Consider the following 22,499-nt stretch of genomic DNA (forward strand, 5'->3'; position numbering starts at 1 on the left):
GAGAGCCGCCTGTTATTTAGGCGGCTCCTTTATCAAATAAAAACAATGGATTGCCTCGATTTAAATCTTTGGACTGTTGATGCAACATTCTTCGCGTAGAAAATCAATAATCGACTCTAACTTGTCATATTGAGAAACGCAGATTAAGGAGCGGCTTTCGCGATTTTGTTTGACCAGACCTACGGAAACAAGAGCGGATATATGATGACTCAGTGTTGAAGATGGAATCGCAAGTTGTTTTTGTAGATCACCTACAGGTAAACCTTGTTCACCGGCTTTAACAAGGTGTTTGAAAATAAACAAACGTGTCGGATGTCCTAATTCTTTCATAGCTTTAGCTACTTCTTCTAGTTGCATGGTGCCTTCCTCGTCTAGTGATATTTCGATAATACCAGAAATATGTTGATCTAACCTCAATAATTCGATTATTCTAGAAATATAGTTTATAGGGGGTTTCATGAATAGCTGGATTTCTATGTTTACTAACGCGGCAGAGATGTTCTTGTTTCTTGCTGTCGAGTTGTCTGCGCTTTTTTTTCTGATTAGTGCGGGTGTTAGCCTTATCAGGCAAAAAATTCCGGACCAAAAGATTCAAAGAATGTTAGGGGCGAGAAAGGGGAGAGGTTACATACTTGCATCGCTGTTAGGAGCTGTAACACCGTTTTGCAGCTGCTCTACAATTCCCATGTTACGCGGACTGTTATCAGCAAAAGCAGGCTTCGGTCCAACACTTACATTCTTGTTTGTTTCACCTCTGCTTAACCCGATAATCATTGGTCTGATGTGGGTTACTTTTGGTTGGAAAGTTACCCTGCTATACGCTGTTATAGCTGCAACAGTTTCCGTACTGGCAAGTATTTTGTTAGATGTGCTTGGTTTTGACCGACATATTGTCGAAAAATCAAAACCGCTGGCTAGCTGTTGTGGTGTTAGCAGTGGAAAAACTCTTGAAACTAAACTACGGAGTGTTTCAGCTTGCTGTTCTGTATCAAATCAACAGGACATAGGGGCTAATAGTTGTTCTAAACCACAAGAAACGTTTAAGAGTTTCTCAGCATTTCAGGGCACAAATTGTGAATTGACCTGCGAGACAGGTCAAACAAATAAACAATTCTTCCCGAAATGTGTAGTAAGAGATCCTGGTGCGATACGTCTGGCATTTCAGGATGCCTGGACTCAATTTAAAGATGTATTACCTTATCTGATGTTAGGTATTGTTATAGGGTCGTTTATCTACGGTTTTATACCTGCAGAGTGGATTGCTGCTCATGCTGGGAATGATAATCCGTTTGCGATTCCACTAAGTGCAATTATTGGAATACCGTTGTATATACGTGCTGAGGCAGTAATTCCGTTGGCATCAGTCTTGATGGATAAAGGCATGGGAACGGGAGCAGTAATGGCTCTGATTATTGGTAGCGCAGGAGCTAGTCTGACGGAAGTAATACTGCTTAAATCAATGTTCAAAACACCCTTGATTGCTGCATTTCTGACCGTTATTTTGGGCATGGCGATTATTATGGGATACCTGACACAGTTGTTATTTTGATTGGGTATGTTAGACAGAACCTGAAAAAGTTGCAGGGGGAGACGAGCATATGAAAGTTGCGCAATCAATCCCAATCAAAGCAGTTATCCAAATTTAAGGACGTTGATATCTCAATACTTACAATGGTGTCAAAACAACAAGTCCGCATTGGATTGAACCCGCTTCGGCGGGTTTTTTTTGCATCTCATTTATAGGCTAAGGTTAACAATTTGTGCTCTTAAGTCATTGATCATTTCAATGTATCGGTGTACTGTACAAATATACAGTATATGCAGTGGAGGCTAATATGAAAGTTGAACTCACCATTGATCGTACTAAAGAACTTCCAAAGGGAGCAGTGCCGGCGCTGGAGAAAGAGTTACTTAAAAGGTTGGGTAATCAGTATGAGAACTGCAGCCTGAGCATACGTCGTACAGGCTCTGATGGCTTAAGTGTTCTTGGTGGTGACAAGGAAGATAAAAAGAAAATAGAGACTATCCTCCAGGAAACCTGGGAAAGTGCTGACGACTGGTTTTATTAATTATTTTGGGTGTTACTTTTATCCCGTTTGCATGGGGGAGTTTAAGTGAAAGAAAAATTAGGATTGCCCAAAAAAGGCTACGCAGTCATCAGATGTCACGATGGAGTCATCGTTGCCAGGCTGCAATCATTTCCTGAGTGTGAGCGCGCCCTGATGTACCGACGCGATAGCATGGTGTCATTTTTGCCTCTTCAGGATGATGAAATTGTCGGATCACCTTCACTTTTTACAAAAATGCTTGAAAAGGCTGGCTACCGTGTATCATATTGCAGTGAAAACCAACAAGAAGATTCGTTTTTGGTGTTAAAGCATGAAAATTAAACCCCAGCAACACTTAATTAACATTCTAACCTCAACAAAGCAACACCACCCTAACTTTACACTTTTTCTTGGTGCCGGTGCGAGTATATCAAGCGGAGTAGAAAGCGCCGGAGGGATGGTCAAACGCTGGAGAGCAGCTTATAGCTCTATGCATGGTGATGAGGAATTAAAAGCTCAACCTTGGTTTGACAAAGAGAATGAATATTCTGAACTTTTTGAATCTTTATACGATCAACCCACGCAACGAAGAGAATTTATTGAAAGCTGTATAACAGGTGCAAAGCCGTCTTGGGGTTATGTATATCTTACAAATCTTTTAGATAAGGGGCATTTTAATACAATATTTACAACCAATTTTGATGATTTGGTTAACGAGGCCTGTTTTACATTTTCTAATAATTTAAGGCCAATAGTTTGCGCTCATGATTCAAGTATTGCTAGTGTTAGATTAACGACAACTCGCCCGAAAATAATCAAGCTACACGGGGATTTTTTATTCGACAATATTAAAAATACCATCCGTGAGTTAGAGTCTCTTGAAGATAATATGAGGGCAAAATTCAGGCAGTTTGCCACTGAGTTTGGTATGATTGTTATCGGATATTCGGGACATGATCGTTCAATAATGGATACCTTGAATACCCTACTGCATTCTGGTACTTGTTTTCCTCATGGTATCTATTGGTGTATAAGAGACAATGCTGAAAACTTACCTGAACCTTTGAAAAACCTAGCCCGTTTTCCACATTTTCATTTAATTAAAATTGATGGTTTCGATGAGTTCATGGCCGAGCTACATGAGTCGCTTGGTTGCACTCTTCAGCAGGAAGTAGTTGAACCTTATTCTGCTTTATCTAATAAATTAGATAGATATTTCTTAGTTTCTGAAGATGAAGATGATGATGAGAATCAACATGAAATAATTAAAAGAGATATGAATAACCTCGCAGACCACGTCAGGCGTGTAAATACGGTTAGTCAATTCGTCAAAAAGATAAAAATTCTCTTGTCTGAAAAAGCATCCTCTCTCGATGACGATTCCATTACAAAATCGCTTGAGATTATGCTTAAGGAAACTCAATTTGCGGGTTCACCAGAAAACCTTCATTTTTATAACACTCCCAATTATCTTATTGCCAATTCAGCTTTCAGGGCTGGAGAGTATAAAGAATGTGTTGAATATGCTACTAAGCATTTAGCTAATGGCCCATCCATCGAGACAGAGGCACTTTTACTTCGTTCCTACATTCATTTAAAAGATGATGAGCAAATTTTGCTCTCAATGAAAAGGCTGGAACAGTATAAGAAGCTAAAAGAAGGGGAAATTACTAAAATTATTAATGCGTTAGTAGATTTAATGGATTTTGAAAAATATACTATCGCTGAAAACTTGATGGAAATCTTAGGTGCACGCGCAATTCCACTCAAACATAAAAATCTCTTAACCATAAACAGGGCGCTTTGCCAAAAGTTGCAAGATTTGCCTATCAAGACAGAACTTAAGGCAGATCTTGAGGAATTACTTACTGAATCAATAGAAAATGACGAAGCATGGATCGCTCTGGGGGCTGCTATACTTCTTGAAAAGGACGAAGTGGCAGAAGAAGTTTCTGATTCTTTGACTGAAACAGAGATCATAGCTGTTGTAACTCAATCTATGCCGATTTTCAGATTGATTTCTTCTTCACTTTATGAAAAGGTCAAAGCATTAGCTGTCAATAAAGGTTTTGAAGTGTCATTCGAAGAGGTATCAGAGGAAGATACAGGGGCTGATGAAAATGACTCCTCAAGCACTCAAAACCCTGAGCAAACAGGCCATGATTCAAACGTGAGTCATGAATCAACTGATAACGATCATTCTGCTCTGGTTGACGCTCTATCACTTGATACTGAGAAGCCAGCAGAAAATGATGAAGCATTTGTTGGTGAACCGGAAGATGAGCTCTTGAATACTCTTCAAGATGATCTTTCTGAAAGACCTGCTTAAATATTTTTCTTGTTAGTCGACCATGAGGGAGCTTATGAAACAAAAAAGCCAACACGCAAGCAGCAAAATTTCTGAAGAAAGCAAAAAAAAGCTGAAGGAACTGCTTAAAAAACAGTAGATTAACATGAACACAAAAGCCCCTTCGGGGGCTTTTTGCTTGTTATGTATTTCGATGCTTTTTATGTGTTAAGATAAAAACTAACAGCCTGAACAGCTGACCCTGCTGCGCCTATGGAGAGATACCAAGGTGCATATTCAAATCCAAAGTACTTATCTGACGTTAACCAACGCCAGCGATTTTCTTTTTGCCGCATCCAGAGGTGCGTTATGAAGAAAAGCTGGTTTCAACATACCCAACTCACCACTGAGCAGGCTGACGAACTGGAAGCCCGCTATCGCGCAAAGCAGATTAAGACAGAGCGGAGTCTGGATAATGACTTCATTCACTGGACGATCAGCGCGTTCTTGCCAGAAGTATCTAAGCCTCCGCGTCAGGACAGAACCTGGCAACAACGGATCTGGAGGTGAATGTGAAAATCTACGATATCACCCCAATGGGCAAGCCCAGAATGACGCGCGCTGACAAATGGAAAAAGCGCCCCGAGGTTCTGCGTTACCGGGCTTTCTGTGATGAAGTTCGTCTGCAGGGTGTTGAGCTGCCGGAAAGCGGTTCACATGTCACCTTCATTATTCCGATGCCAGCGAGCTGGGGCAAAAAGAAACGAGCAGAGTTCAACGGTAAACCACACCAGGCTAAACCCGATTTCGACAACATGATGAAAGCCCTGATGGATGCCATTTACGAAGATGACGCTCATATCTGGGATTCACGCGTAACTAAATTATGGGGAGAGAAGGGACAAATAATTATCGGGGAGATAGCAGAATGAGGGCGCTGCTGAAGCCGGTTGTTGCGCGTGAGCTTGGAATTGTGCTGCTCAAACCGGGCAGCGAGCTGATGTCATTATTCAGTTGTGAACGTGTGCTTGTGGAAAGCCAGCCGGCAGGCATGGACCGGTTGCCTGCTGGCCGTGTTCCTGATGTTCGTCAGCCGCTTGCCAGTGACGACTCCCTGAGGCCGTTCTTCCTGGATGAAAAAGTTATTAAGGCTGCTGGCGGTTTGAGTGGCCTTGATTACTGGCTTATGCGTTATGGCGGTCATTGCTGTCAGTGGCCACACAGCGATTACCATTATCACGAGTTAACTCTTCTGCGCCATGACCCCGGATCGGTTCTTCTGTGCGGACATTGTGATAACCATTTGCGCGACCACTACAGCGTACAACTTGCAGAGCTGGCGAGACGTAATGTTATTAACTGGATTATCAACAGCATCATGGTGGCGCTGAATCAGGATCCGTCCAGAGAACTGTCGCTGGCGGAGCTTTGCTGGTGGGGGGTACGTATGGGGGTTACCGACGCAATTCCCGAATCAGTAGCCAGCCGGGCGCTTCGTATTCCTTCAGAAGAGCATCTGTCAGTCATGCGTGAATGCGATATCGAACCGGGGGTAACCGCCACCAGCATCATTACAGCCAAAGCCAGCACGTTAACCGTATACATGCCATCAGCGCAGGTTCCTGCGCTCAAGCCTGTAGTTGGTGTTCTGGTCGATCCAGAGTCCCCGCAAACCTATATAAAACGTCCAAAGCGGATCCGATGGACGGCCCCCGGGTATCTGGAATGGATTAAAACACAGCCCTGCGAATGCTGCGGCAAACCATCAGATGACCCACACCATTTAATCGGCTGGGGGCAGGGAGGGATGGCAACGAAGGCGCATGATATTTTCGCGATCCCCTTGTGTCGTCAGTGCCATACAGAACTACATAACGACCCGGTGAAGTTTGAGCGAAAGCATGTGCCTCAGCCGGTAATGATTATCAGAGTGCTGGACCGGGCTTATGGGCTCGGCGTTCTGGCGTAAGGAGAAGAACAGGATGACACCACGTCAACGCCGCAATCATCTGGAAGCGCTGGGTAAAGCGGCTTCTGCTCCACGCAAAAGCTGGCTGGGTAAATGTATTCTCCTTACAGGGATCCAGTCCGGATGGATTAAATCCCTGCTCACTATATGGGGCGAGGGTGTGGGAGGAAAAACTGCACCCCGTTTGCTGCGAAGTCATGCATGCTGGAATGTTATTAAAGGACGGATTTGGTCAGATAAGGCGTTAGAGCGATTCACTGTTGCGTTAAATCAGGCGAGAGAAGAGGGATTCCGTGGACAGCAGGCAATGAACAGGGCACATAGCATTCTCTGGCCGCAGTCATCCGCTAGTGTGATTGATGAAGCCCTGCATAATGATGATGTCGATTTTGTTGAGCAATGCGTACTGCAGGCGCTGGATATTAATGATCCGGTTTATGTGGTCGGTCTTCAGTATTACACCACCCGAAAAAAAATCTCAGACATAACCCGGGAGTTGCAGGCGATTGCGCCATGGTTAACTGATGGGGAGGCAAGAAAGCGCGTGCGCTGGTGCCTGGAAATATTCAGAGCAAAGGTCTTTTTGGAAGCACGCAAACTGTTATCTGAATAGACTCACTGAAATCATTTTTTAGCTATTGATGCTATTTTTTGATAATGGTGTTGAAAACGGGCCAGAAAATCAGATAATTTATTCATGCTTGGCAGAGCTGCTGCCACTATGGCAGCGACAAAAAGCGAACAATTTGAACATAACGAGAACCCCGCCACAGCGGGGTTTTTGGTTTCCGGCGATACGACAGGGGTATTCGCGAGGTGCATAGCACCAGTACCCCTGTCATATCGCCGATCTGAAATCGTTAACTCGAAAACAAGTTCTCACAATCCTTTTTCGTTTCTAACTCAGAGGAAAAATGATAGGGGGTCACTGCTAAACGTAGACATCAATATTTTTAGTATTATTCCCTGCAACGTTCGAACTTGATTTGTCACTTACCGTAGGTAATGCACCCGATGCCATTTGGTTTTTTTCTGCTTCTTGTTTTTGTAATTGAGCAATTTTTGCGTACATAGACTCGATTTGCCTTTGAATCATCTCCATCTGCTGTTTAAGCAGTTTTGCCTCATCTTCGGAGGTTACTTCATTTATTTTTGAACCCATGGCGCTGAGTTCTTTTGTCAACTCTCCAATTTGTTTTTTCAGGTTTTGAATTTGTTGTGAAACAGAGTTGCCAGTACTTGAAGATGTTTGTTTTACTGTGCTTTGCAGTATGTCCTGACCCAAAGTGCTAACGGTCATGCTCATGGTGGTTCCTCCGGCCTTACATTTATTACCCATTATCGTCATCTTTCGAAATTACTTTATTAGCAAAGGTTAAGTTGTGGTTTCCTGCACCACAGCATTATTTGTGCCGCTCTATACTATCTGCTGAGTATCGCGGAGGAGCTTATGAAAGAGGGCTATTACTGGATTCAGCATGTTGGCATTGTACAGGTGGCGTACTACACGAATGACACTGTTGATGATCTGGAGACGGGTAAAACAATCACAGGTGTCTGGCATCTGACCAGAGGCGATGACATTTGCCATAACGGTGAAGCAGAGGTGTTAGAAGGTCCTCTCTCTCCACCATTGTAAACAACTGTACTTACTTCGAGGCTGCCGCATGGCGGCCTTTTTCATTTCAGGCTCACGGGAATCATCCGCTACGTGCTTTGTTGATAAATCCAGCCCGTGAAGCCTGACCCTTTAATCACACACAGCGCCATCCGAAGAATCGGAGGTGAGGCTATGACCAGAATGAGCACCATTTACAGCAGACTTTCATATGGAACAGGAACCACGCTGACCGGTTGCGGTGTATCAGCGAAGGCATATGCCGAAACAGCTAAAACAGCAAAAGAGGTGTCCTGGATGTTGGCCGACAGAATTGCAGGGTTAAGCCTGAGTGACTGGGCAATTATTGTCGGTATTGCATGCACCGTTATCACCTGTGCTGTGAACTGGTATTACAGGAAAAAGGAAAGGGAGGACCGGCTTAATGGCAATGTCACCAAAGCTGAAGAATAAACTGAGCGCAGCGGTCGTTGGTCTGATTCTTGCGGGAGCCTCCGCGCCAGTTATTCTCGATCAGTTTCTGGATGAGAAAGAGGGTAATAGTCTGACGGCGTATCGCGACGGCGGAGGGCTCTGGACGATTTGCCGTGGCGCCACGATGGTTGATGGTAAGCCAGTAGTTCAGGACATGAGGCTTTCTGCTGAGAAATGTGCCCAGGTAAACGCCATAGAACGCGACAAGGCGCTGGCATGGGTTGAACGAAATATAAAAGTTCCGTTGAGTGAGCAGCAGAAGGCAGGTATCGCTTCTTTCTGTCCTTACAACATTGGTCCAGGCAAATGCTTCCCGTCAACGTTCTACCAGCGTATCAACGCCGGAGATACAAAAGGGGCATGTGAGGCGATCCGCTGGTGGATTAAAGACGGTGGCCGCGATTGTCGTCTGACCAAAGGCCAGAAGAATGGTTGCTATGGACAGGTTGAACGACGAGACCAGGAAAGTGCACTGGCGTGCTGGGGGATAGACCAGTGAGCCTGCGCTATCAGTTTATTGCCATTTCTCTGCTGGTGGCCATCGCATTCATCGCGGGTAGTGTATGGAGCAGCCGCGGCTGGGAAAAAAAGTGGGCGGAACGTGACAGCGCGGAATCATCGCGAACAGCGAACGCGCAGACCGCCGCCCGCATGATTGAGCAAGGGCGCATAATTGCCCGTGATGAGGCTGTAAAAGATGCACAAGCACAAGCCGCTAAATCTGCTGCCACTGCTGCTGGCCTGTCTGCCACTGTTAACCAGCTGCGTACCGAAGCAACAAAGCTTGCCACCCGCCTGGACGCCGCAAAGCACACCGCAGATCTTGCCACTGCCGTCAGAAGCAAAACAGCCGGAGCCGACGCCGCAGTGCTCGCCGACATGCTCGGACGCCTTGCAGAAGAAGCTCGATATTATGCTGAGCGATCTGACGAAAGCTACCGGGCAGGAATGACGTGTGAGCGCATTTACGACTCAGTGAGGCAGTCAAACAACAACAGGGTTAGAAGATGAACGCAGAAAACCTAAGTGAAGCGTATTACCTCAATAACGATATAAAAGAACTACAACTTCAGAAAAGCATACTGGAAAGTGGTGCCGGACTTGGTGTGACAATCCAGTCTACCTATCAGGATAACGCCTTTCTTGATGCCATACGCCCGCATGCAGTGGCTGAACTTGATCGCCGTATTGTGGAGAAGAAAAAAAACCTCTCCACTCTGGGTGTTACATTCTCTTAAATGAGAACAACAATAAAAGGTTATGTCTGCTTTGCCACATTCTGAGAGTATGAGTTTTATTTGGTAGTCAATCAGTTACTTTATTGGTTTGCTTTCCGATGGAAGATAGATGTTTCCACAGAAGGGGCAAATTAACGTTATATTGTTTTTTATTCTCGACAGACTGTGCTTTGACTGGCGGGAGCAATGAGGACAAGTACTTTTCACATGGCGTAAAGTACGCATCTTGATATCTTTGAGTATCGACATGTTTATTGTCCTGGTGGGCGGTTAACAACCATACACCACATGTTGGCTAATAGCTTCTTTTATAACCGTTACGATGTAGTCGTTAGCCATAATCAATCAAGCCTCGCAATAGCGGGGCTTTTTAACAACTGAGGAATGAGCATTACAGTAGTTCTTACAGCTAAGCAGATTGAAGACCTGGCTGCCTTCGCAAAAGAAGATGGCCAGCCACAATACACCATCACTACCGGAACAATCCCTGAGTTCGAAGCGGATGATGGCGAGGTTATCCCTGAGTACACCGGGCTGATTGCCTATTCCAAGTCGCTAGAGCATAGCGTTCTACAGCTCGATAACTAACGAATCAACAAAACTTTCCATCCGCCATGACACCACAATGCTCGTAGACATGCCAGGAAGCCTGACAGAAGAAGCTCGATACCATGCTGAACGCGCTGATGAAAACTACCGGGCAGGAATGACATGTGAGCGGATTTATGAGTCCGTAAAAATACTAACAATGAACCGTAGAGGAAAAATAATAGCTCTATAAATTAAGATGTTGACGGTTTTCGTGGATAAAATTGTGAATTTTTACTATGAAGGAAATACGACTCTTCCTTGAGTCAAAATCCCTGACAACTTAGGGTGATAGATAAAGGTCTTACGCAGCATGACATAATTTTCGATTTAAGCTATTTAAATTAATTTTTATGATCAAAACCCACTGAGATTTACTTACAAAACTAAACCTTGCTATGTTTGGTTAATCATGCGTTAATGAATGTCTGGTTTGTAACGAATTTATCTGAAGCAGTCGCTGTAATAATTTTATTCCTTGTTCCTGTTGAGATTTCCTTGTTAGCTTTTCTCTCTGATAATTTTTTTCGGACCATTCTGCCCAAGGGCTTACTCAATAAAGGTAATGTTTATGTCTAATAAAATGACTGGTTTAGTTAAATGGTTTAATCCTGAAAAAGGTTTTGGTTTTATCACTCCAAAAGATGGTAGTAAAGATGTGTTTGTTCACTTCTCTGCTATCCAGAGTAATGATTTCAAGACGCTGAATGAGAATCAGGAAGTTGAATTTAGTGTTGAACAGGGACCTAAAGGCCCCACGGCAGTTAATGTCGTGGCTGTATAAGGTAACTGTTATTACTAATAATATTCACTTCAGATGTCCGTGTTGCCACGGATCTCAGTACCGAACGTCAAACTTTGATGTTACTGAAAAAAATCCTTTCGGAGCAAAATGTATTTTTTGCAAATCAACAATGATTACATTTGATAATATTGCACTGTACATTCGTTCTGGTCAGTCTTCGTTAGAATTCAGAAAATAAATTTCAGGCTCCTTATGGAGCCTTTTTTGTATGCTGAACCGACAATCTCTGTAAGAGACATCACGGTAAAATTATGAAAAAAGTCATCGTTTTTTTTAATGCAGAACCTGCAGTTGTTGTAACCGTAATGAAAGGTATTACTACGATAATGCGTGAGTTTCCCAATGGGGAAAAAGCACACCTACCCGTGATGTCAGCGGGATTTCCATCTCTGACAGGAGACCATAAAATAGTTTATGTAGCCTCTGATCGTGATGTCAGTTCAGAAGAGATCCTCGAGGCAGCATCGAAGCTTTTGAAATGAGATCTGGTTGTTTCGTGACCGACCCGGATTTTAGTACAGTGGTTTGTGTGGTCGCGAGCTCTTTTGTATGAAGATTGTACTGCAAACTATTGATAATTGAGTCTTTCTATTCTATCTTTTAAACATATCAGCGCTTATACAAGTGCTCTACGGGGAATGTAACATGCTTGGCGTTGATACGTTAGAGATCAAGAGAGGTAAACAATGAACGTCGAAGATTTAAAAAGAAAAACTGAAGCGGATATTTCTGAATTCATCACAAAAAAAATTATTGAACTCAAAAAAAAGACAGGAAAAGAAGTTTCCGATATCCAGTTTAATGCTCGTGAAAAAATGACTGGGCTTGAAAGCTATGATATTAAAATCACATTAATCTAATTGTTATAAGATTCAGTTCGAGTGAAAAAGCATTATCTTGAAAGGTAATGCTTTTTTATTTCTGTCATAAAATTTAGAACGTTGTCAAAGCCTTCACTTCTAACCACAGATTTTCTGCTTACCTTTTAACGGGTCCTCCTTGACGATTCTGACCATCGAGGGGCAGCAGCGGCGCGGGATTTGGAGCATTTTTGATTCTTCACGCAACCATTTCAGCATTTGATGCTGATGACGGAACACTATCCCCGAATACACTGGGTTTGTTGCATTCTCTGATTCAAAAGAACACGGTGTGCTTCAACTTGGCTGAGCAGGCATTACAGCAGACATTCACTGAGTGCCTGCTGTAATGTTAAACATTAAAATTTGTATTTATTTCTTATCGTTACAATCAGGGATCATCCTCAAAAGAGTGTTATCTTTCTGGACGTAGTGATGGAATAACGCTGCACCAGCATGCGCTGCGATTAAAAAATATCCGATGTTTGCCAGTGTTTCGTGAGTATCTTTGATAAGTGATTTTGTTTCCCCGTCAGGAGTAACGAACGATGCAACGTTAAAACCTAATAAACTCCAGTCCTTTCCACCGTAAGCCATAATTGCAATACCTAATAATGGTAGAGCCAAAAAAGAAATGTACAGCAGGATATGCATTATTTTAGCAGCCATCATCTGCCAGGCTGGTGGGGGGGGAGTGATAGCTGGATCATGATACTTATGTTTAATAATTAATCGTATTATCATTAAAAACCAGACAAACACCCCAACATTGTAATGTGTTTCTTTCATGAGAAGGTAGGTGTTACTGCCTTTGGGAAACCAGCCACGAAGCTCCATAGCTGCATAGGTTATCGCTATTAATATCAGGGTTAGCCAGTGTAAGCGAATCTGAAGTTTTGAGAATTTGACCATTATTCTTGCCTCAAACGGTGTATTACATCGACCATAAATCATGAAGCTTAACAAATCCTTATTTTTGTTGAGAGATTAAGAGTTTGTTATTCCAGCGATCTCACTTGAATGTTTTGATAATAATTCTCATTTTTATTTCTTTCTGATAATCCTTGATGTTACGGGGCAAGAACCACGCTGATTCTCGCTATTTATGAGAACTTTCAATCAACTACTGGTTCATTTTTACTTTCCGCCTATTACACAATTTGTATCCAACAAACAGGACTATGCCGATGCCAGCACGTGCTAAACGCCCATGCCGACACAAAGGGTGTGCGGCAATCACCAACGATGTCAGCGGATATTGTGACCAACACCGAAAGCAGCATGCTGGTGACGGCTGGCGGAATTATCAGTCAGGAAAGAGCAGACAAGAACGTGGATATGGGCGGCTCTGGGAAATTAAACGAGCGCGTATCCTTCAGCGTGATAAATACCTGTGTCAGAACCATCGCCGGCAGAAGATAGCGAAGAAAGCGGAAAGCGTTGACCACATCATTCCAAAAGCTCATGGCGGTACTGATGACGATTCCAACCTTGAGTCGTTGTGCTGGGAATGCCACAGAGCAAAGACAGCAAGAGATCGTATTCGATGAGTTATGCCCATTACATATACTGTGGGCTGAGTGGCTATTTTTCGAATTCCTGTTCGCACAATGCGAGCAGTTGTAGTCGCCGCAATCTGAATTACGATTTTCATCTCGATTAAATCAGACGGATGTCTGGGGAAGGGGGGATCAAATCCCTGACTCCTTTCGCACTTCAGGACTGCCCGCTTCCTCGCATTTTTATACCCGCGAAAAATGAAATTTAACCAGGAGTGTCGCTTATGGCTGGAACGGCGGGGCGTTCCGGGCGTCGCCCCAAGCCAACGGCGCGCAAGGAGCTGGCAGGGAACCCCGGCAAACGAGCCCTGAATAAAGAGGAACCTGTATTCACACCGATTAAAGGTGTGGCACCACCTGACTGGTTTTCTGAGGATGATGGTCTGCCAATGGCGGCCGTCATGTGGGAACTGACCACGAAAGAATTATGTGGACAGGGATTACTGTGTGTTACCGATCTTGCCGTACTTGAGCGCTGGTGTGTTGCATATGAGTTCTGGCGCAGGGCGGTTAAAAATATCGCCAGAGAAGGGCTGACTATTACTGGTGCTATGGGGGGGAAGATAAAAAACCCTGAGCTAACCGCAAAGAAAGAGCAGGAATCGGAGATGAGCTCTACCGGCTCCATGCTTGGCCTTGATCCCAGCAGTCGACAACGCCTAATCGGCCTTGCCGGACAGAAGAAAACCTCTAACCCATTCCTGAAGATGATCAACTCATGAGCCGGAAATCGTACCCCAACGTAAACGCCGCGAATCAATACGCCCGCAACGTTGTGCGGGGGAAAATTCCGGCGTGCCAGTTTGTCATTCAGGCCTGCCAGCGTCATATCGATGACATGGCGGCTGAAAAGAGTAAGAAATTTCGTTACCGCTTCGATAAAGACATGGCAGAAAAGGCCGCGAAATTTATCCAGTTGTTGCCACATACAAAAGGAGAGTGGGCATTCAAGCGGATGCCGATCACTCTGGAGGCATGGCAACTGTTTATTGTGTGCTGCGCCTTTGGCTGGGTCCAGAAAGGGTCGAAGCTTCGACGATTTCGCGAGGTTTACACGGAGATACCGCGTAAAAATGGGAAATCAGCTATTTCGGCAGGTGTGGCGCTGTACTGTTTTACCTGTGATAACGAGTTTGGCGCTGAAGTATATTCCGGGGCCACAACTGAAAAACAGGCGTGGGAAGTATTCAGACCAGCTCGTCTGATGTGTAAGCGCACCCCGCTGCTGGTGGAAGCGTTCGGGATTGAAGTTAATGCGTCCAACCTGAACCGGCCAGAAGATGGCGCGCGTTTTGAGCCGCTGATTGGTAACCCTGGGGACGGCGCTTCACCGCACTGTGCAATTGTTGACGAGTATCACGAACATCCCACAGATTCGCTCTACACCACTATGCTGACGGGTATGGGGGCGCGGCGACAACCACTAATGTGGGCGATCACGACGGCGGGTTACAACATTGAGGGTCCATGCTACGACAAACGGCGTGAAGTGATTGAGATGCTGAACGGCACAGTACCGAATGAGGAATTGTTCGGCGTGATATACACCGTCGACGAGGGGGATGACTGGACCGATCCTAAAGTGCTGGAAAAAGCTAACCCGAATATGGGCGTGTCGGTCTATCGTGACTTTCTCCTCAGCCAGCAACAGAGAGCTATTAATAACGCCCGTCAGGCTGGTGTATTTAAAACTAAACACCTCAACATCTGGGTTGCAGCCCGTGCCGCTTTCTACAACCTGGTTTCCTGGCAGAACTGTGAGGATAAGACACTTACGCTGGAGCAATTCGAAGGACAGCCATGTGTTCTGTCTTTCGACCTGGCGCGCAAGCTGGATATGAACAGTATGGCGCGGTTGTTCACCAGGGAAATTGACGGCAAGACACATTACTACAGCGTTGCTCCCCGCTTCTGGGTTCCCTACGACGCAGTATTCAGCGTTGAAAAGAACGAAGATCGTCGTACTGCGGAGCGATTTCAGAAATGGGTTGAAATGGGACTGCTTACAGTTACTGATGGCGCTGAAGTTGATTACCGCTACATCCTTGAAGAGGCCAAGGCGGCAAACAAGCTCAACCCAGTCAGTGAGTCACCGATTGACCCTTTCGGCGCGACGGGGCTTTCACATGATCTGGCTGATGAAAGCCTTAATCCGATCACTATTGTTCAGAACTACACCAATATGTCTGATCCGACGAAGGAGCTGGAAGCCGCCATTGAGTCAGGCCGCTTTCATCACGACGGGAACCCGATTATGAGCTGGTGTATCAGCAACGTCGTCGGGAAGTATTTGCCCGGTAATGACGATGTGGTTAAACCCATCAAAGAGCAGAACGAAAACAAAATCGATGGCGCGGTTTCGCTGATTATGGCAATCGGACGGGCAATGTTGAATAGCCGGGCGAGTAATTCATCCGTTTACGACGAGGAAGATGTAGCATGCTAATGACATTTTTAAGTTTTTTTATCGGCCTCGCCGGAGCCGCGTTACTGTCTGCCGGTGCCTGGCTTATTTCACCTGCAGCCGGGCTTATTACTGGCGGTTCAATCTGCCTGCTGTGGTCATTTTTAATCGCGAAATCAATGTCTGCCAGCGTAATTAAATCAGGGGGTGAATAATGTTCATTCCCCTGATGTTTCGGGGTAAATCTCAGTCTGGTGGTAGTTTCTGGCAGGCGATGCTGGGTGGTGTGAGTTCCAGCCAGAGTAAGGCGGGGATCATTATCACTTCTGAAACCGCAATGGCGTTATCGGCGGTCCGGGCATGTGTAACGCTTCTGGCAGAATCGGTGGCGCAGCTGCCGTGTGAACTTTACAGGCGAGGCGCTAACGGAGGCCGTGAACGGGCGACTGACCACCCTGTTTATGATCTGATTCATTCCCAGCCCAACAAAAAAGACACTTCATTTGAATACTTTGAACAGCAGCAGGGCCTGCTTGGTCTGGAGGGGAATTGCTACTCGATCATCGACAGGGACGGGAAAGGTTTCCCGAGGGAATTAATCCCGGTTAATCCCAAAAAAGTCATCGTCCTGAAAGGGCCTGACGGGATGCCCTATTATGAACTCCCCGAAATTGGCGAAACGTTGCCAATGCGCATGATGCATCATGTGAAAGTTTTCTCGTTGGATGGTTATATCGGTAGCTCTCCAATCCAGACGAACGCAGACGTTCTTGGGTTAAGTCTGGCGGTGGAAGAGCACGCTTCTCAGGTTTTTCGCCGTGGCTGTACGATGAGCGGCGTTATTGAGCGACCAAAAGACGCCCCGACGATCAAAAGCCAGGATGCTATCGACCGCCTGCTGGCAAAGTGGACGGACAGATATTCCGGTGTCAGAAACGCCTTCTCTGTTGCATTGCTTCAGGAAGGGATGAGCTACAAGCAGTTATCTCAGGACAATGAGAAAGCGCAGCTGTTGCAGTCCCGTCAGTGGGGCGTGGAGGAAGTGTGCCGACTCTATAAAATCCCGCCTCATATGGTGCAGATGCTGGCGAAAGCCACGAATAACAACATTGAGCACCAGGGGCTGCAGTTTGTGATGTACACGCTGTTGGCCTGGCTGAAGCGTCATGAAGGCGCATTAATGCGCGATCTGCTTTTACCCAGCGAGCGCAGTGATCTGTACATAGAATTCAATGTCTCTGGCCTGTTGCGCGGGGATCAGAAGTCGCGTTATGAATCTTATGCATTAGGCCGCCAGTGGGGGTGGTTATCGGTTAATGATATTCGCCGCATGGAGAACCTTCCACCCATCGCCGGAGGGGACAAATACCTGACGCCTCTGAATATGGTCGACAGTAAACAAATCTTACCTGGCAATAACACGCCAACAACTAAACAACTGGCAGAAATCAACTCTATTCTGTCCAGAAACTGAATATCACCCGCAGTGCGGGCTGACCCGGTAAACATCATGACAAAAAATTTAATTAATCTGCCGCATCTGGCGGCTATGGTCTTTGGTGTACCACATTACGTGACACGACAGACAATGGATTCTGTAAAAGCTGTGCTGGTTCCCCGTATTCAGGGATTATCAGAAGAGGCTGGAATTCACATGACGCAGGAGCCTGATAACAATCAGGCGCCAGATTTGGTTCAACCAGCTGGTGGAATGGCAGTTATTCCTGTTCACGGCATTCTGGTTCCGCGTCGTGGGCAAATTACTGCAATGTGTTCTGAACTTACCAGCTATGAGCGCATACGTAGCCAGGTGCATGCTGCATTAAATGACCCTTCCATCAGTGAAATTGTGCTGGATATAAATTCTGGTGGTGGTGCGGCGGTTGGATGCAAGGAACTGGCCGATTATATTTTCCAGTCACGTCAAACTAAGCCTATTACTGCAATTGTGAACTACAGCGCCTATTCTGCGGCTTACTTTATCGCTTCGGCCTGCAGCAAAATTGTAGTCAGCCAGACCAGTGGAGTCGGCTCGATTGGAGTGATTATGGAACACCTGGATACTTCCAGGATGGAAGAGCAAATGGGGTTAACATTCACCACGATTTTTCGGGGAGATAACAAAAATAACGGTACACAACATGAGCCACTGAGTGAAGACGCTCGGGGAATGTTCCAGAGGATGATTGACGATATGTACGAGACGTTTATTACCTCTGTAGCGGAATACCGGAATCTTGCCCCTCAGACGGTGATTAACACGCAGGCCGGAATCTATTTCGGCGCTGATTCCATTTCTGCTGGTCTTGCCGATGAAGTTTCGGATCCTCAGTCTGCGATTAATGCCATTGCAGCAAAGTACAAACAACCTCAACGAACCACTTCCATAAAGTTGCAGGCCGCCGCGATGGACCTGCAAACCAGAATGTGACCCGGCGCTAACGCGTCATTACCAGAAAGCAGCCTGTTGGCTGCTTTTTTTATGCAAAAAAGAGAGAAAACTATGCCACAGATTGAAGAATTGCGTCGTGAACGTGCGGGTATTAATCAGAAGGTTCAGGTACTGGCGGCAGTAGAAACTGGTGGCGGTACGCTGACAGCGGAGCAGTTAACCGAATTTGCCAGCCTGCAGCAGCAGTTCACGGATATCAGCGCCAAGATTGAGCGTCTGGAAGCGGCTGAACGTGCTGCAGCGCTTGTCGCCAAACCGGTTAAAGCCACACAGCAGGCTCCTGGTATCAGCATTAAGGCAGAGCCAAAGCAATATACCGGCGCAGGCATGACCCGTCTGGTGATGTCGATTGCGGCAGCACAGGGTAACGTCCAGGGCGCTGCAAAATTTGCAGCTGAAGAACTGAATGACCAGTCTGTCTCGATGGCCATCAATACTGCCGCCGCGTCAGGTGGCGTTCTTATTCCACAAAACCTCCACAGCGAGGTGATCGAGCTGCTGCGCGATCGCACTATCGTTCGTAAGCTGGGCGCGCGCTCAATTCCGCTGCCGAACGGCAATATGGCGCTGCCGCGTCTGGCCGGTGGTGCGACGGCGAGCTACACCGGGGAAGGCAAGGATGCGAAAGTATCAGAAGCCCGCTTTGATGATGTGAAACTCACTGCGAAAACCATGATTGCGATGGTGCCAATCTCCAACCAGTTGATTGGTCGTGCTGGCTACAACGTGGAGCAGCTGGTCCTGCAGGATATTCTGACCGCGATTTCTGTTCGTGAAGATAAAGCCTTTATGCGCGATGACGGTACCGGTGATACGCCTGTCGGTATGAAAGCGCGGGCAACTGAGTGGAACCGCCTGCTGCCGTGGGAAGCTGCTGCAGAGGTTAATCTGCAGACGATTGATACCTATCTCGACAGCATCATCCTGATGGCTATGGACGGCAACAGCAACATGATCAGCTGCGGCTGGGGTATGTCGAACCGTACCTACATGAAACTGTTCGGTCTGCGCGACGGTAACGGTAACAAGGTCTACCCGGAAATGGCCCAGGGGATCCTGAAGGGATTTCAGATTCAGCGTACCAGCGCTATCCCGGCAAACCTCGGTGACGCAGGCAAAGAGTCGGAAATTTACTTCGCTGACTTTAATGATGTGGTTATCGGTGAAGACGGCAACATGAAGGTGTCGTTCTCGCAGGAAGCCTCCTACCAGGACGGGGATGGCAATCTGGTTTCCGCGTTCTCCCGTAACCAGTCGTTGATCCGCGTGGTGACGGAGCACGATATCGGCTTCCGTCATCCGGAAGGTCTTGTTCTCGGGACAAAAGTGCTGTTTTAACCGGTCCTGCACGCTGTGCGACCACGGTCGCACAGCGTAAAAGCACGTAATTCCCCAGGCCCGCAGCAGCGGGTTTTTTCTTTTCAGGAGCAAAACGATGACGACGAAAGCGGCAAAAGCAGCGGCAGCGGCGGCTGCAGCCGGTGATGTGAAAAAGCCGGATGAACTGACGCCGGAAAATACAGTGGACGGGGATGGCGGTCAGAATACTGCAGCGGGTTCAGGTGATACAGGTGTTGATCTGACCGGAAGTGAAACAAACGGGGCCACGGGCCAGACGGGAGCAGAAGTGGCGCGGAAAGCGGTTTTTTTCCTGGGACCCTATCATCGTTATTCACGCGGTGATACGGCCTGTTTTGATGCTGAGTACGCAGAGAAACTGGTTGAACGCCATATTGCGGTATGGCCAGAAGATGCGGAAAAGGTGCTGAGTCCCCGCAAGGGAGCCGATGACCATGATACTGACATTGGATGATGTGAAAACCCAGCTCCGTCTGGAGCCGGATTTCACGGAGCATGACGACATGCTCACTAAAATGGTGGCGGCAGCGCAGAAGAGTATTGAGCGTGACTACTACTGCAAACTGGTGGGAAGCGATGACGAACTGCAGGCGCTGCCGGAAGGGGTACGCGGTTTTGTGGCGGATGAAGATATCCAGCTGGCCATGCAGTATCTGGTCGGGGATGCGTATCTGAATGGTTTCACTGGTCAGTGGCTGGAGACGGCTGCGGTCCGGCACCTTCTTTTCCCGTTGCAGGAGAACACGGTATGAGCCTGAAGCCGGAAGAAATGACCTGCCGTCTTTCGATTGGGTATATGCAATCCGGCCGGGGGCCGCTGGGTGAACATCTGCCGGAACAACTGGTCGCGACCGGGAAAGCCTGGGCGAAGCGCGAGCTGGTATCGGGCAGAAAGGTCCGCACACTGGATCAACAGCAGGTTGTTGAAACGTGTCTTTTTACCACTCATCCGAACCTGAATATTGATATCGACTGGAAAATAACGACGTCTGACCGGGTTTATATCGTTCGTAACGTCGAACGTCTTGCGGACCGCATCATCATCACAGGGGAGGCAAACGCACGTCATGATCGAGCTGGCATTAAAGACAGCACTTGAACGCCTGACCGGGCTGGATGTTTATCCTCTGCTCCTGCCTGATGAGCTGCAGGAGGGGATTACTTACCAGTGTATTTCCGATCCGGAGCTGTACGCCGGACTGTTGCGCACAGGTCTGATTGCGGGCCGCTTCCAGATAGCGATTCATCTGCTTAATGACTACACCCACCTGTTACAGCTGGATAAGAAGATCAGCGCGGAATGGACCGCTATCGTGCATGGCCAGCTGGAGGGTTTTCCCGTGCAGAATGTGGTCCGGGGTGGAATACAGCAGAGTAAAACGGTACTGACCAGCGGCAATATTCAGTACCGGCTCGTGCGGGATTTTACCTTTCACTACCGGGACGCCTCACCATGATCACTATGGACGTAAAAGGGCTGGACGAGCTGGAGCGGCAGCTTACTGCGCTCGGTGAAAAGGTCGGCACGAAGGTGTTACGTGATGCAGGTCGTGAGGCGCTGAAAGTGGTGGAAGAAGACATGAAACAACATGCCGGCTTCAACGATGCGTCCTCTGCAGAGCATATGCGTGATTCCATCAAAATTCGTTCATCCACCCGGAAAGGTCGCGGAAATACGGTGGTCATCCTTCGGGTTGGCCCCAGCAAAAAGCATTACATGAAAGCGCTGGCCCAGGAGTTCGGTACGGTGAAACAGGTTGCCGATCCGTTCATCCGTCCGGCGCTGGATTACAACGTCCGGCAGGTTCTGCGCATTCTGACCGTAGAAATCCGCAATGGCATTCAGAACAGGTAGCAACCGCTGCCCACTATTTAAGAGAGAATCATTATGGCTGATGAAAATAACACGCCAAAATCATCCCCTGAGTACGCAATGCTTCCTGCCGGGACGGTGGTGAAGTTTGGGGAGGTTGGAGCCGCTGTAGCGGCGTTGAAACCGCTGATTAACTGCAAGGCGCTGGGCGCGACAGGTCAGACGGGAGGATTTGTCGACTGTACCACCCTGCTGGACAAGAGTAAGCAGTCGGTGTCAGACCTGCCCGAAGGGCCGGAGAAATCGCTGGGCTTCATTGACGACCCGGAAAACGAAGATTTCACTGCATTCCTCAATGCTGCGGAACAGCGTAAGACCGTTCAGTTTTATATTGAGCTGCCGAACAAACGAACGGCTTCAATGATCCTTGCGCTTTCAGGCTGGCAGATGAACGAAATCACAGCGCCTGCCAGTGAGGTTATCCAGATTACGGTGCAGGGTAAGCAAAATAACATTAAATGGGGGATTGCAGCCCCGGCGCCAGATGCCGGAGCGTAATCCGTTTCCCGTTACACACCGCCTCCGGGCGGTTTTTTTTCGTCTGAAAAACAGGATACACCATGTCTGAATTTAGCCTCTCCGCACTGAAAAATGCACTGCTCAAAACGAAATCCACGCCTACTGAAACTGAAATTTTAGGCACAAAGGTTTACCTGCGTCGGCTGACGGCGGCTGAGCTTATTGATCATGAAGATGCACTCATCGAGGCGCAGGCCTCTGGCAATGCCCGCATGGCGTCTGAGCTGAGCGTACAGATTGTTATCGACAGTCTGGTTCAACCTGACGGCTCGCCGATTAAAGCCAAAGACAAACCCACGGCGAAGGAGCTGCTGGCGGCACACGATAACGTTGTGCTTCTGGATGCCGTCGACAAAGTGAAAAAGCACGCCATCGGTAAGCTGGAAACCGCCGAAAAAAACTGAGTGACTCGCCCTGGCTGGAGCTGATTTTCTGGCTGGCCGACC

Annotated in this window: 36 protein-coding genes and 1 pseudogene; 33 read left to right on the plus strand and 4 right to left on the minus strand. The window is 47.1% G+C overall.

Going from position 1 to position 22,499, the window contains the following annotated elements; genetic code table 11:
* Window positions 1-60 precede the first annotated feature (60 nt).
* On the minus strand, window positions 61-357 hold the full coding sequence (locus OGX96_RS15760; protein WP_038641364.1) for an ArsR/SmtB family transcription factor: 297 nt from the start codon (window positions 355-357) through the stop codon (window positions 61-63).
* A 100-nt stretch (window positions 358-457) separates the two neighbouring features.
* On the opposite strand from OGX96_RS15760, the gene OGX96_RS15765 reads away from it, so the two are divergent.
* From OGX96_RS15765 to OGX96_RS15800, 8 genes are all read left to right on the plus strand, one after another.
* Window positions 458-1,549 (plus strand): permease, encoded by a 1,092-nt coding sequence (locus OGX96_RS15765; protein WP_048235609.1) that lies wholly within the window; start codon window positions 458-460, stop codon window positions 1,547-1,549.
* Window positions 1,550-1,835: 286 nt separating this feature from the next.
* Complete coding sequence (locus OGX96_RS15770; protein ID WP_044700595.1) at window positions 1,836-2,069, plus strand: DinI family protein; 234 nt, start codon at window positions 1,836-1,838, stop codon at window positions 2,067-2,069.
* A 45-nt stretch (window positions 2,070-2,114) separates the two neighbouring features.
* A complete protein-coding gene (locus OGX96_RS15775; protein WP_071667585.1) occupies window positions 2,115-2,390 on the plus strand; it encodes a hypothetical protein in 276 nt (91 codons plus the stop codon).
* Window positions 2,380-4,377: an SIR2 family protein gene (locus OGX96_RS15780; protein ID WP_081365446.1), complete on the plus strand. Its 1,998-nt coding sequence runs from the start codon at window positions 2,380-2,382 to the stop codon at window positions 4,375-4,377. The genes OGX96_RS15775 and OGX96_RS15780 overlap by 11 nt, the downstream gene beginning before the upstream one ends.
* 327 nt (window positions 4,378-4,704) lie before the next feature.
* Window positions 4,705-4,905: a hypothetical protein gene (locus OGX96_RS15785; RefSeq protein WP_048235144.1), complete on the plus strand. Its 201-nt coding sequence runs from the start codon at window positions 4,705-4,707 to the stop codon at window positions 4,903-4,905.
* A gap of 2 nt (window positions 4,906-4,907) precedes the next feature.
* Window positions 4,908-5,267: a RusA family crossover junction endodeoxyribonuclease gene (locus OGX96_RS15790; RefSeq protein ID WP_048235607.1), complete on the plus strand. Its 360-nt coding sequence runs from the start codon at window positions 4,908-4,910 to the stop codon at window positions 5,265-5,267.
* On the plus strand, window positions 5,264-6,304 hold the full coding sequence (locus OGX96_RS15795) for a DUF968 domain-containing protein (RefSeq protein ID WP_048235606.1): 1,041 nt from the start codon (window positions 5,264-5,266) through the stop codon (window positions 6,302-6,304). The genes OGX96_RS15790 and OGX96_RS15795 overlap by 4 nt, the downstream gene beginning before the upstream one ends.
* Before the next feature lie 13 nt (window positions 6,305-6,317).
* Window positions 6,318-6,917 carry a hypothetical protein gene (locus OGX96_RS15800; protein WP_048235605.1) on the plus strand — a complete coding sequence of 200 codons (600 nt, stop codon included), beginning with the start codon at window positions 6,318-6,320 and terminating at the stop codon, window positions 6,915-6,917.
* Window positions 6,918-7,235: 318 nt separating this feature from the next.
* Here OGX96_RS15800 and OGX96_RS15805 read toward each other — a convergent pair whose 3' ends face one another.
* Entirely contained in the window at window positions 7,236-7,610 is a 375-nt protein-coding gene (locus tag OGX96_RS15805; protein ID WP_048235604.1) for a FlxA-like family protein, read from the minus strand.
* A gap of 144 nt (window positions 7,611-7,754) precedes the next feature.
* On the opposite strand from OGX96_RS15805, the gene OGX96_RS15810 reads away from it, so the two are divergent.
* From OGX96_RS15810 to OGX96_RS15830, 5 genes are all read left to right on the plus strand, one after another.
* Entirely contained in the window at window positions 7,755-7,943 is a 189-nt protein-coding gene (locus OGX96_RS15810; protein ID WP_044700587.1) for a hypothetical protein, read from the plus strand.
* Window positions 7,944-8,096: 153 nt separating this feature from the next.
* Window positions 8,097-8,375, plus strand: a complete 279-nt coding sequence (locus OGX96_RS15815; protein ID WP_003832349.1) for a phage holin — start codon at window positions 8,097-8,099, stop codon at window positions 8,373-8,375.
* The gene (locus OGX96_RS15820) at window positions 8,347-8,895 is read left to right on the plus strand and encodes a lysozyme (RefSeq protein WP_046670524.1); all 549 of its coding nucleotides are present in this window, start codon (window positions 8,347-8,349) and stop codon (window positions 8,893-8,895) included. The genes OGX96_RS15815 and OGX96_RS15820 overlap by 29 nt, the downstream gene beginning before the upstream one ends.
* Complete coding sequence (locus OGX96_RS15825) at window positions 8,892-9,407, plus strand: DUF2514 domain-containing protein (RefSeq protein WP_044700581.1); 516 nt, start codon at window positions 8,892-8,894, stop codon at window positions 9,405-9,407. The genes OGX96_RS15820 and OGX96_RS15825 overlap by 4 nt, the downstream gene beginning before the upstream one ends.
* Window positions 9,404-9,634 (plus strand): hypothetical protein, encoded by a 231-nt coding sequence (locus OGX96_RS15830; RefSeq protein WP_000990801.1) that lies wholly within the window; start codon window positions 9,404-9,406, stop codon window positions 9,632-9,634. The genes OGX96_RS15825 and OGX96_RS15830 overlap by 4 nt, the downstream gene beginning before the upstream one ends.
* A gap of 75 nt (window positions 9,635-9,709) precedes the next feature.
* Here the strand turns inward: OGX96_RS15830 and OGX96_RS15835 are convergent, their stop codons facing one another.
* A complete protein-coding gene (locus OGX96_RS15835; protein ID WP_213083834.1) occupies window positions 9,710-9,883 on the minus strand; it encodes a YnfU family zinc-binding protein in 174 nt (57 codons plus the stop codon).
* A 141-nt stretch (window positions 9,884-10,024) separates the two neighbouring features.
* Here OGX96_RS15835 and OGX96_RS15840 point away from each other — a divergent pair, with 141 nt between their 5' ends.
* The 6 genes and pseudogenes from OGX96_RS15840 (at window position 10,025) to OGX96_RS15865 (ending at window position 11,887) form a co-directional block, all read left to right on the plus strand.
* Entirely contained in the window at window positions 10,025-10,222 is a 198-nt protein-coding gene (locus OGX96_RS15840) for a hypothetical protein (protein ID WP_044700634.1), read from the plus strand.
* A 28-nt stretch (window positions 10,223-10,250) separates the two neighbouring features.
* Window positions 10,251-10,415, plus strand: a pseudogene (locus OGX96_RS15845) (DUF2514 family protein); the annotation flags it as partial.
* A gap of 378 nt (window positions 10,416-10,793) precedes the next feature.
* Window positions 10,794-11,006, plus strand: a complete 213-nt coding sequence (gene cspG, locus OGX96_RS15850) for a cold shock protein CspG (protein WP_000066494.1) — start codon at window positions 10,794-10,796, stop codon at window positions 11,004-11,006.
* Between the two features lie 10 nt (window positions 11,007-11,016).
* Entirely contained in the window at window positions 11,017-11,205 is a 189-nt protein-coding gene (gene ymcF / locus OGX96_RS15855; RefSeq protein ID WP_057069020.1) for a cold shock small protein YmcF, read from the plus strand.
* Between the two features lie 73 nt (window positions 11,206-11,278).
* On the plus strand, window positions 11,279-11,509 hold the full coding sequence (locus OGX96_RS15860) for a hypothetical protein (RefSeq protein ID WP_000756041.1): 231 nt from the start codon (window positions 11,279-11,281) through the stop codon (window positions 11,507-11,509).
* A gap of 204 nt (window positions 11,510-11,713) precedes the next feature.
* A complete protein-coding gene (locus OGX96_RS15865; protein ID WP_001100119.1) occupies window positions 11,714-11,887 on the plus strand; it encodes a GnsA/GnsB family addiction module toxin in 174 nt (57 codons plus the stop codon).
* A gap of 372 nt (window positions 11,888-12,259) precedes the next feature.
* On the opposite strand, the gene OGX96_RS15870 is transcribed toward OGX96_RS15865, so the two are convergent.
* Window positions 12,260-12,799, minus strand: coding sequence for a cytochrome b (locus tag OGX96_RS15870; RefSeq protein ID WP_044700576.1), 540 nt, complete (start codon window positions 12,797-12,799; stop codon window positions 12,260-12,262).
* Window positions 12,800-13,074: 275 nt separating this feature from the next.
* Between OGX96_RS15870 and OGX96_RS15875 the strand changes: the two genes are divergently transcribed.
* From OGX96_RS15875 to OGX96_RS15940, 14 genes are all read left to right on the plus strand, one after another.
* Complete coding sequence (locus tag OGX96_RS15875) at window positions 13,075-13,437, plus strand: HNH endonuclease (RefSeq protein WP_047715729.1); 363 nt, start codon at window positions 13,075-13,077, stop codon at window positions 13,435-13,437.
* 233 nt (window positions 13,438-13,670) lie between these two features.
* Window positions 13,671-14,168, plus strand: a complete 498-nt coding sequence (locus OGX96_RS15880) for a phage terminase small subunit P27 family (RefSeq protein ID WP_003832359.1) — start codon at window positions 13,671-13,673, stop codon at window positions 14,166-14,168.
* Window positions 14,165-15,892: a terminase large subunit gene (locus OGX96_RS15885; protein ID WP_016150031.1), complete on the plus strand. Its 1,728-nt coding sequence runs from the start codon at window positions 14,165-14,167 to the stop codon at window positions 15,890-15,892. Before OGX96_RS15880 ends, OGX96_RS15885 begins: the two co-directional genes overlap by 4 nt.
* Window positions 15,886-16,065, plus strand: coding sequence for a hypothetical protein (locus OGX96_RS15890; protein ID WP_003832363.1), 180 nt, complete (start codon window positions 15,886-15,888; stop codon window positions 16,063-16,065). Before OGX96_RS15885 ends, OGX96_RS15890 begins: the two co-directional genes overlap by 7 nt.
* Window positions 16,065-17,324: a phage portal protein gene (locus OGX96_RS15895; RefSeq protein WP_044700572.1), complete on the plus strand. Its 1,260-nt coding sequence runs from the start codon at window positions 16,065-16,067 to the stop codon at window positions 17,322-17,324. The genes OGX96_RS15890 and OGX96_RS15895 overlap by 1 nt, the downstream gene beginning before the upstream one ends.
* Window positions 17,325-17,360: 36 nt before the next feature.
* Complete coding sequence (locus tag OGX96_RS15900; RefSeq protein WP_044700569.1) at window positions 17,361-18,281, plus strand: S49 family peptidase; 921 nt, start codon at window positions 17,361-17,363, stop codon at window positions 18,279-18,281.
* A 72-nt stretch (window positions 18,282-18,353) separates the two neighbouring features.
* Window positions 18,354-19,640 carry a phage major capsid protein gene (locus tag OGX96_RS15905; RefSeq protein WP_044700568.1) on the plus strand — a complete coding sequence of 429 codons (1,287 nt, stop codon included), beginning with the start codon at window positions 18,354-18,356 and terminating at the stop codon, window positions 19,638-19,640.
* A gap of 97 nt (window positions 19,641-19,737) precedes the next feature.
* Window positions 19,738-20,115, plus strand: a complete 378-nt coding sequence (locus OGX96_RS15910) for a hypothetical protein (protein WP_286583567.1) — start codon at window positions 19,738-19,740, stop codon at window positions 20,113-20,115.
* Window positions 20,096-20,413, plus strand: coding sequence for a head-tail connector protein (locus OGX96_RS15915; protein WP_003832371.1), 318 nt, complete (start codon window positions 20,096-20,098; stop codon window positions 20,411-20,413). Before OGX96_RS15910 ends, OGX96_RS15915 begins: the two co-directional genes overlap by 20 nt.
* Window positions 20,410-20,760 (plus strand): head-tail adaptor protein, encoded by a 351-nt coding sequence (locus OGX96_RS15920; protein WP_061381145.1) that lies wholly within the window; start codon window positions 20,410-20,412, stop codon window positions 20,758-20,760. The genes OGX96_RS15915 and OGX96_RS15920 overlap by 4 nt, the downstream gene beginning before the upstream one ends.
* A complete protein-coding gene (locus OGX96_RS15925; protein WP_286583571.1) occupies window positions 20,729-21,118 on the plus strand; it encodes a hypothetical protein in 390 nt (129 codons plus the stop codon). Before OGX96_RS15920 ends, OGX96_RS15925 begins: the two co-directional genes overlap by 32 nt.
* On the plus strand, window positions 21,115-21,516 hold the full coding sequence (locus OGX96_RS15930) for an HK97-gp10 family putative phage morphogenesis protein (RefSeq protein WP_286583573.1): 402 nt from the start codon (window positions 21,115-21,117) through the stop codon (window positions 21,514-21,516). Before OGX96_RS15925 ends, OGX96_RS15930 begins: the two co-directional genes overlap by 4 nt.
* Before the next feature lie 33 nt (window positions 21,517-21,549).
* Window positions 21,550-22,032, plus strand: coding sequence for a hypothetical protein (locus tag OGX96_RS15935; protein WP_003832379.1), 483 nt, complete (start codon window positions 21,550-21,552; stop codon window positions 22,030-22,032).
* A 62-nt stretch (window positions 22,033-22,094) separates the two neighbouring features.
* Entirely contained in the window at window positions 22,095-22,457 is a 363-nt protein-coding gene (locus tag OGX96_RS15940; RefSeq protein WP_286583575.1) for a phage tail protein, read from the plus strand.
* Window positions 22,458-22,499: the final 42 nt, after the last annotated feature.

The organism is Citrobacter sp. Cpo100 (genome assembly GCF_030332595.1).
GTDB lineage: Bacteria > Pseudomonadota > Gammaproteobacteria > Enterobacterales > Enterobacteriaceae > Citrobacter > Citrobacter portucalensis.

Coding starts and splice junctions, on each gene's coding strand:
- OGX96_RS15810 (WP_044700587.1), top strand. CDS start 7,755: ATGAAAGAGGGCTATTACTGGATTCAGCATGTTGGCATTGTACAGGTG.
- OGX96_RS15920 (WP_061381145.1), top strand. CDS start 20,410: ATGAGCCTGAAGCCGGAAGAAATGACCTGCCGTCTTTCGATTGGGTAT.
- OGX96_RS15805 (WP_048235604.1), bottom strand. CDS start 7,610: ATGAGCATGACCGTTAGCACTTTGGGTCAGGACATACTGCAAAGCACA.
- OGX96_RS15765 (WP_048235609.1), top strand. CDS start 458: ATGAATAGCTGGATTTCTATGTTTACTAACGCGGCAGAGATGTTCTTG.
- OGX96_RS15875 (WP_047715729.1), top strand. CDS start 13,075: ATGCCAGCACGTGCTAAACGCCCATGCCGACACAAAGGGTGTGCGGCA.
- OGX96_RS15880 (WP_003832359.1), top strand. CDS start 13,671: ATGGCTGGAACGGCGGGGCGTTCCGGGCGTCGCCCCAAGCCAACGGCG.
- OGX96_RS15795 (WP_048235606.1), top strand. CDS start 5,264: ATGAGGGCGCTGCTGAAGCCGGTTGTTGCGCGTGAGCTTGGAATTGTG.
- OGX96_RS15760 (WP_038641364.1), bottom strand. CDS start 357: ATGCAACTAGAAGAAGTAGCTAAAGCTATGAAAGAATTAGGACATCCG.
- OGX96_RS15865 (WP_001100119.1), top strand. CDS start 11,714: ATGAACGTCGAAGATTTAAAAAGAAAAACTGAAGCGGATATTTCTGAA.
- OGX96_RS15940 (WP_286583575.1), top strand. CDS start 22,095: ATGTCTGAATTTAGCCTCTCCGCACTGAAAAATGCACTGCTCAAAACG.
- OGX96_RS15910 (WP_286583567.1), top strand. CDS start 19,738: ATGACGACGAAAGCGGCAAAAGCAGCGGCAGCGGCGGCTGCAGCCGGT.
- OGX96_RS15885 (WP_016150031.1), top strand. CDS start 14,165: ATGAGCCGGAAATCGTACCCCAACGTAAACGCCGCGAATCAATACGCC.
- cspG (WP_000066494.1), top strand. CDS start 10,794: ATGTCTAATAAAATGACTGGTTTAGTTAAATGGTTTAATCCTGAAAAA.
- OGX96_RS15770 (WP_044700595.1), top strand. CDS start 1,836: ATGAAAGTTGAACTCACCATTGATCGTACTAAAGAACTTCCAAAGGGA.
- OGX96_RS15925 (WP_286583571.1), top strand. CDS start 20,729: ATGATCGAGCTGGCATTAAAGACAGCACTTGAACGCCTGACCGGGCTG.
- OGX96_RS15930 (WP_286583573.1), top strand. CDS start 21,115: ATGATCACTATGGACGTAAAAGGGCTGGACGAGCTGGAGCGGCAGCTT.
- OGX96_RS15860 (WP_000756041.1), top strand. CDS start 11,279: ATGAAAAAAGTCATCGTTTTTTTTAATGCAGAACCTGCAGTTGTTGTA.
- OGX96_RS15905 (WP_044700568.1), top strand. CDS start 18,354: ATGCCACAGATTGAAGAATTGCGTCGTGAACGTGCGGGTATTAATCAG.
- OGX96_RS15820 (WP_046670524.1), top strand. CDS start 8,347: ATGGCAATGTCACCAAAGCTGAAGAATAAACTGAGCGCAGCGGTCGTT.
- OGX96_RS15830 (WP_000990801.1), top strand. CDS start 9,404: ATGAACGCAGAAAACCTAAGTGAAGCGTATTACCTCAATAACGATATA.
- OGX96_RS15895 (WP_044700572.1), top strand. CDS start 16,065: ATGTTCATTCCCCTGATGTTTCGGGGTAAATCTCAGTCTGGTGGTAGT.
- OGX96_RS15835 (WP_213083834.1), bottom strand. CDS start 9,883: ATGTCGATACTCAAAGATATCAAGATGCGTACTTTACGCCATGTGAAA.
- OGX96_RS15890 (WP_003832363.1), top strand. CDS start 15,886: ATGCTAATGACATTTTTAAGTTTTTTTATCGGCCTCGCCGGAGCCGCG.
- OGX96_RS15780 (WP_081365446.1), top strand. CDS start 2,380: ATGAAAATTAAACCCCAGCAACACTTAATTAACATTCTAACCTCAACA.
- OGX96_RS15870 (WP_044700576.1), bottom strand. CDS start 12,799: ATGGTCAAATTCTCAAAACTTCAGATTCGCTTACACTGGCTAACCCTG.
- OGX96_RS15800 (WP_048235605.1), top strand. CDS start 6,318: ATGACACCACGTCAACGCCGCAATCATCTGGAAGCGCTGGGTAAAGCG.
- OGX96_RS15935 (WP_003832379.1), top strand. CDS start 21,550: ATGGCTGATGAAAATAACACGCCAAAATCATCCCCTGAGTACGCAATG.
- OGX96_RS15815 (WP_003832349.1), top strand. CDS start 8,097: ATGACCAGAATGAGCACCATTTACAGCAGACTTTCATATGGAACAGGA.
- OGX96_RS15900 (WP_044700569.1), top strand. CDS start 17,361: ATGACAAAAAATTTAATTAATCTGCCGCATCTGGCGGCTATGGTCTTT.
- OGX96_RS15915 (WP_003832371.1), top strand. CDS start 20,096: ATGATACTGACATTGGATGATGTGAAAACCCAGCTCCGTCTGGAGCCG.
- OGX96_RS15785 (WP_048235144.1), top strand. CDS start 4,705: ATGAAGAAAAGCTGGTTTCAACATACCCAACTCACCACTGAGCAGGCT.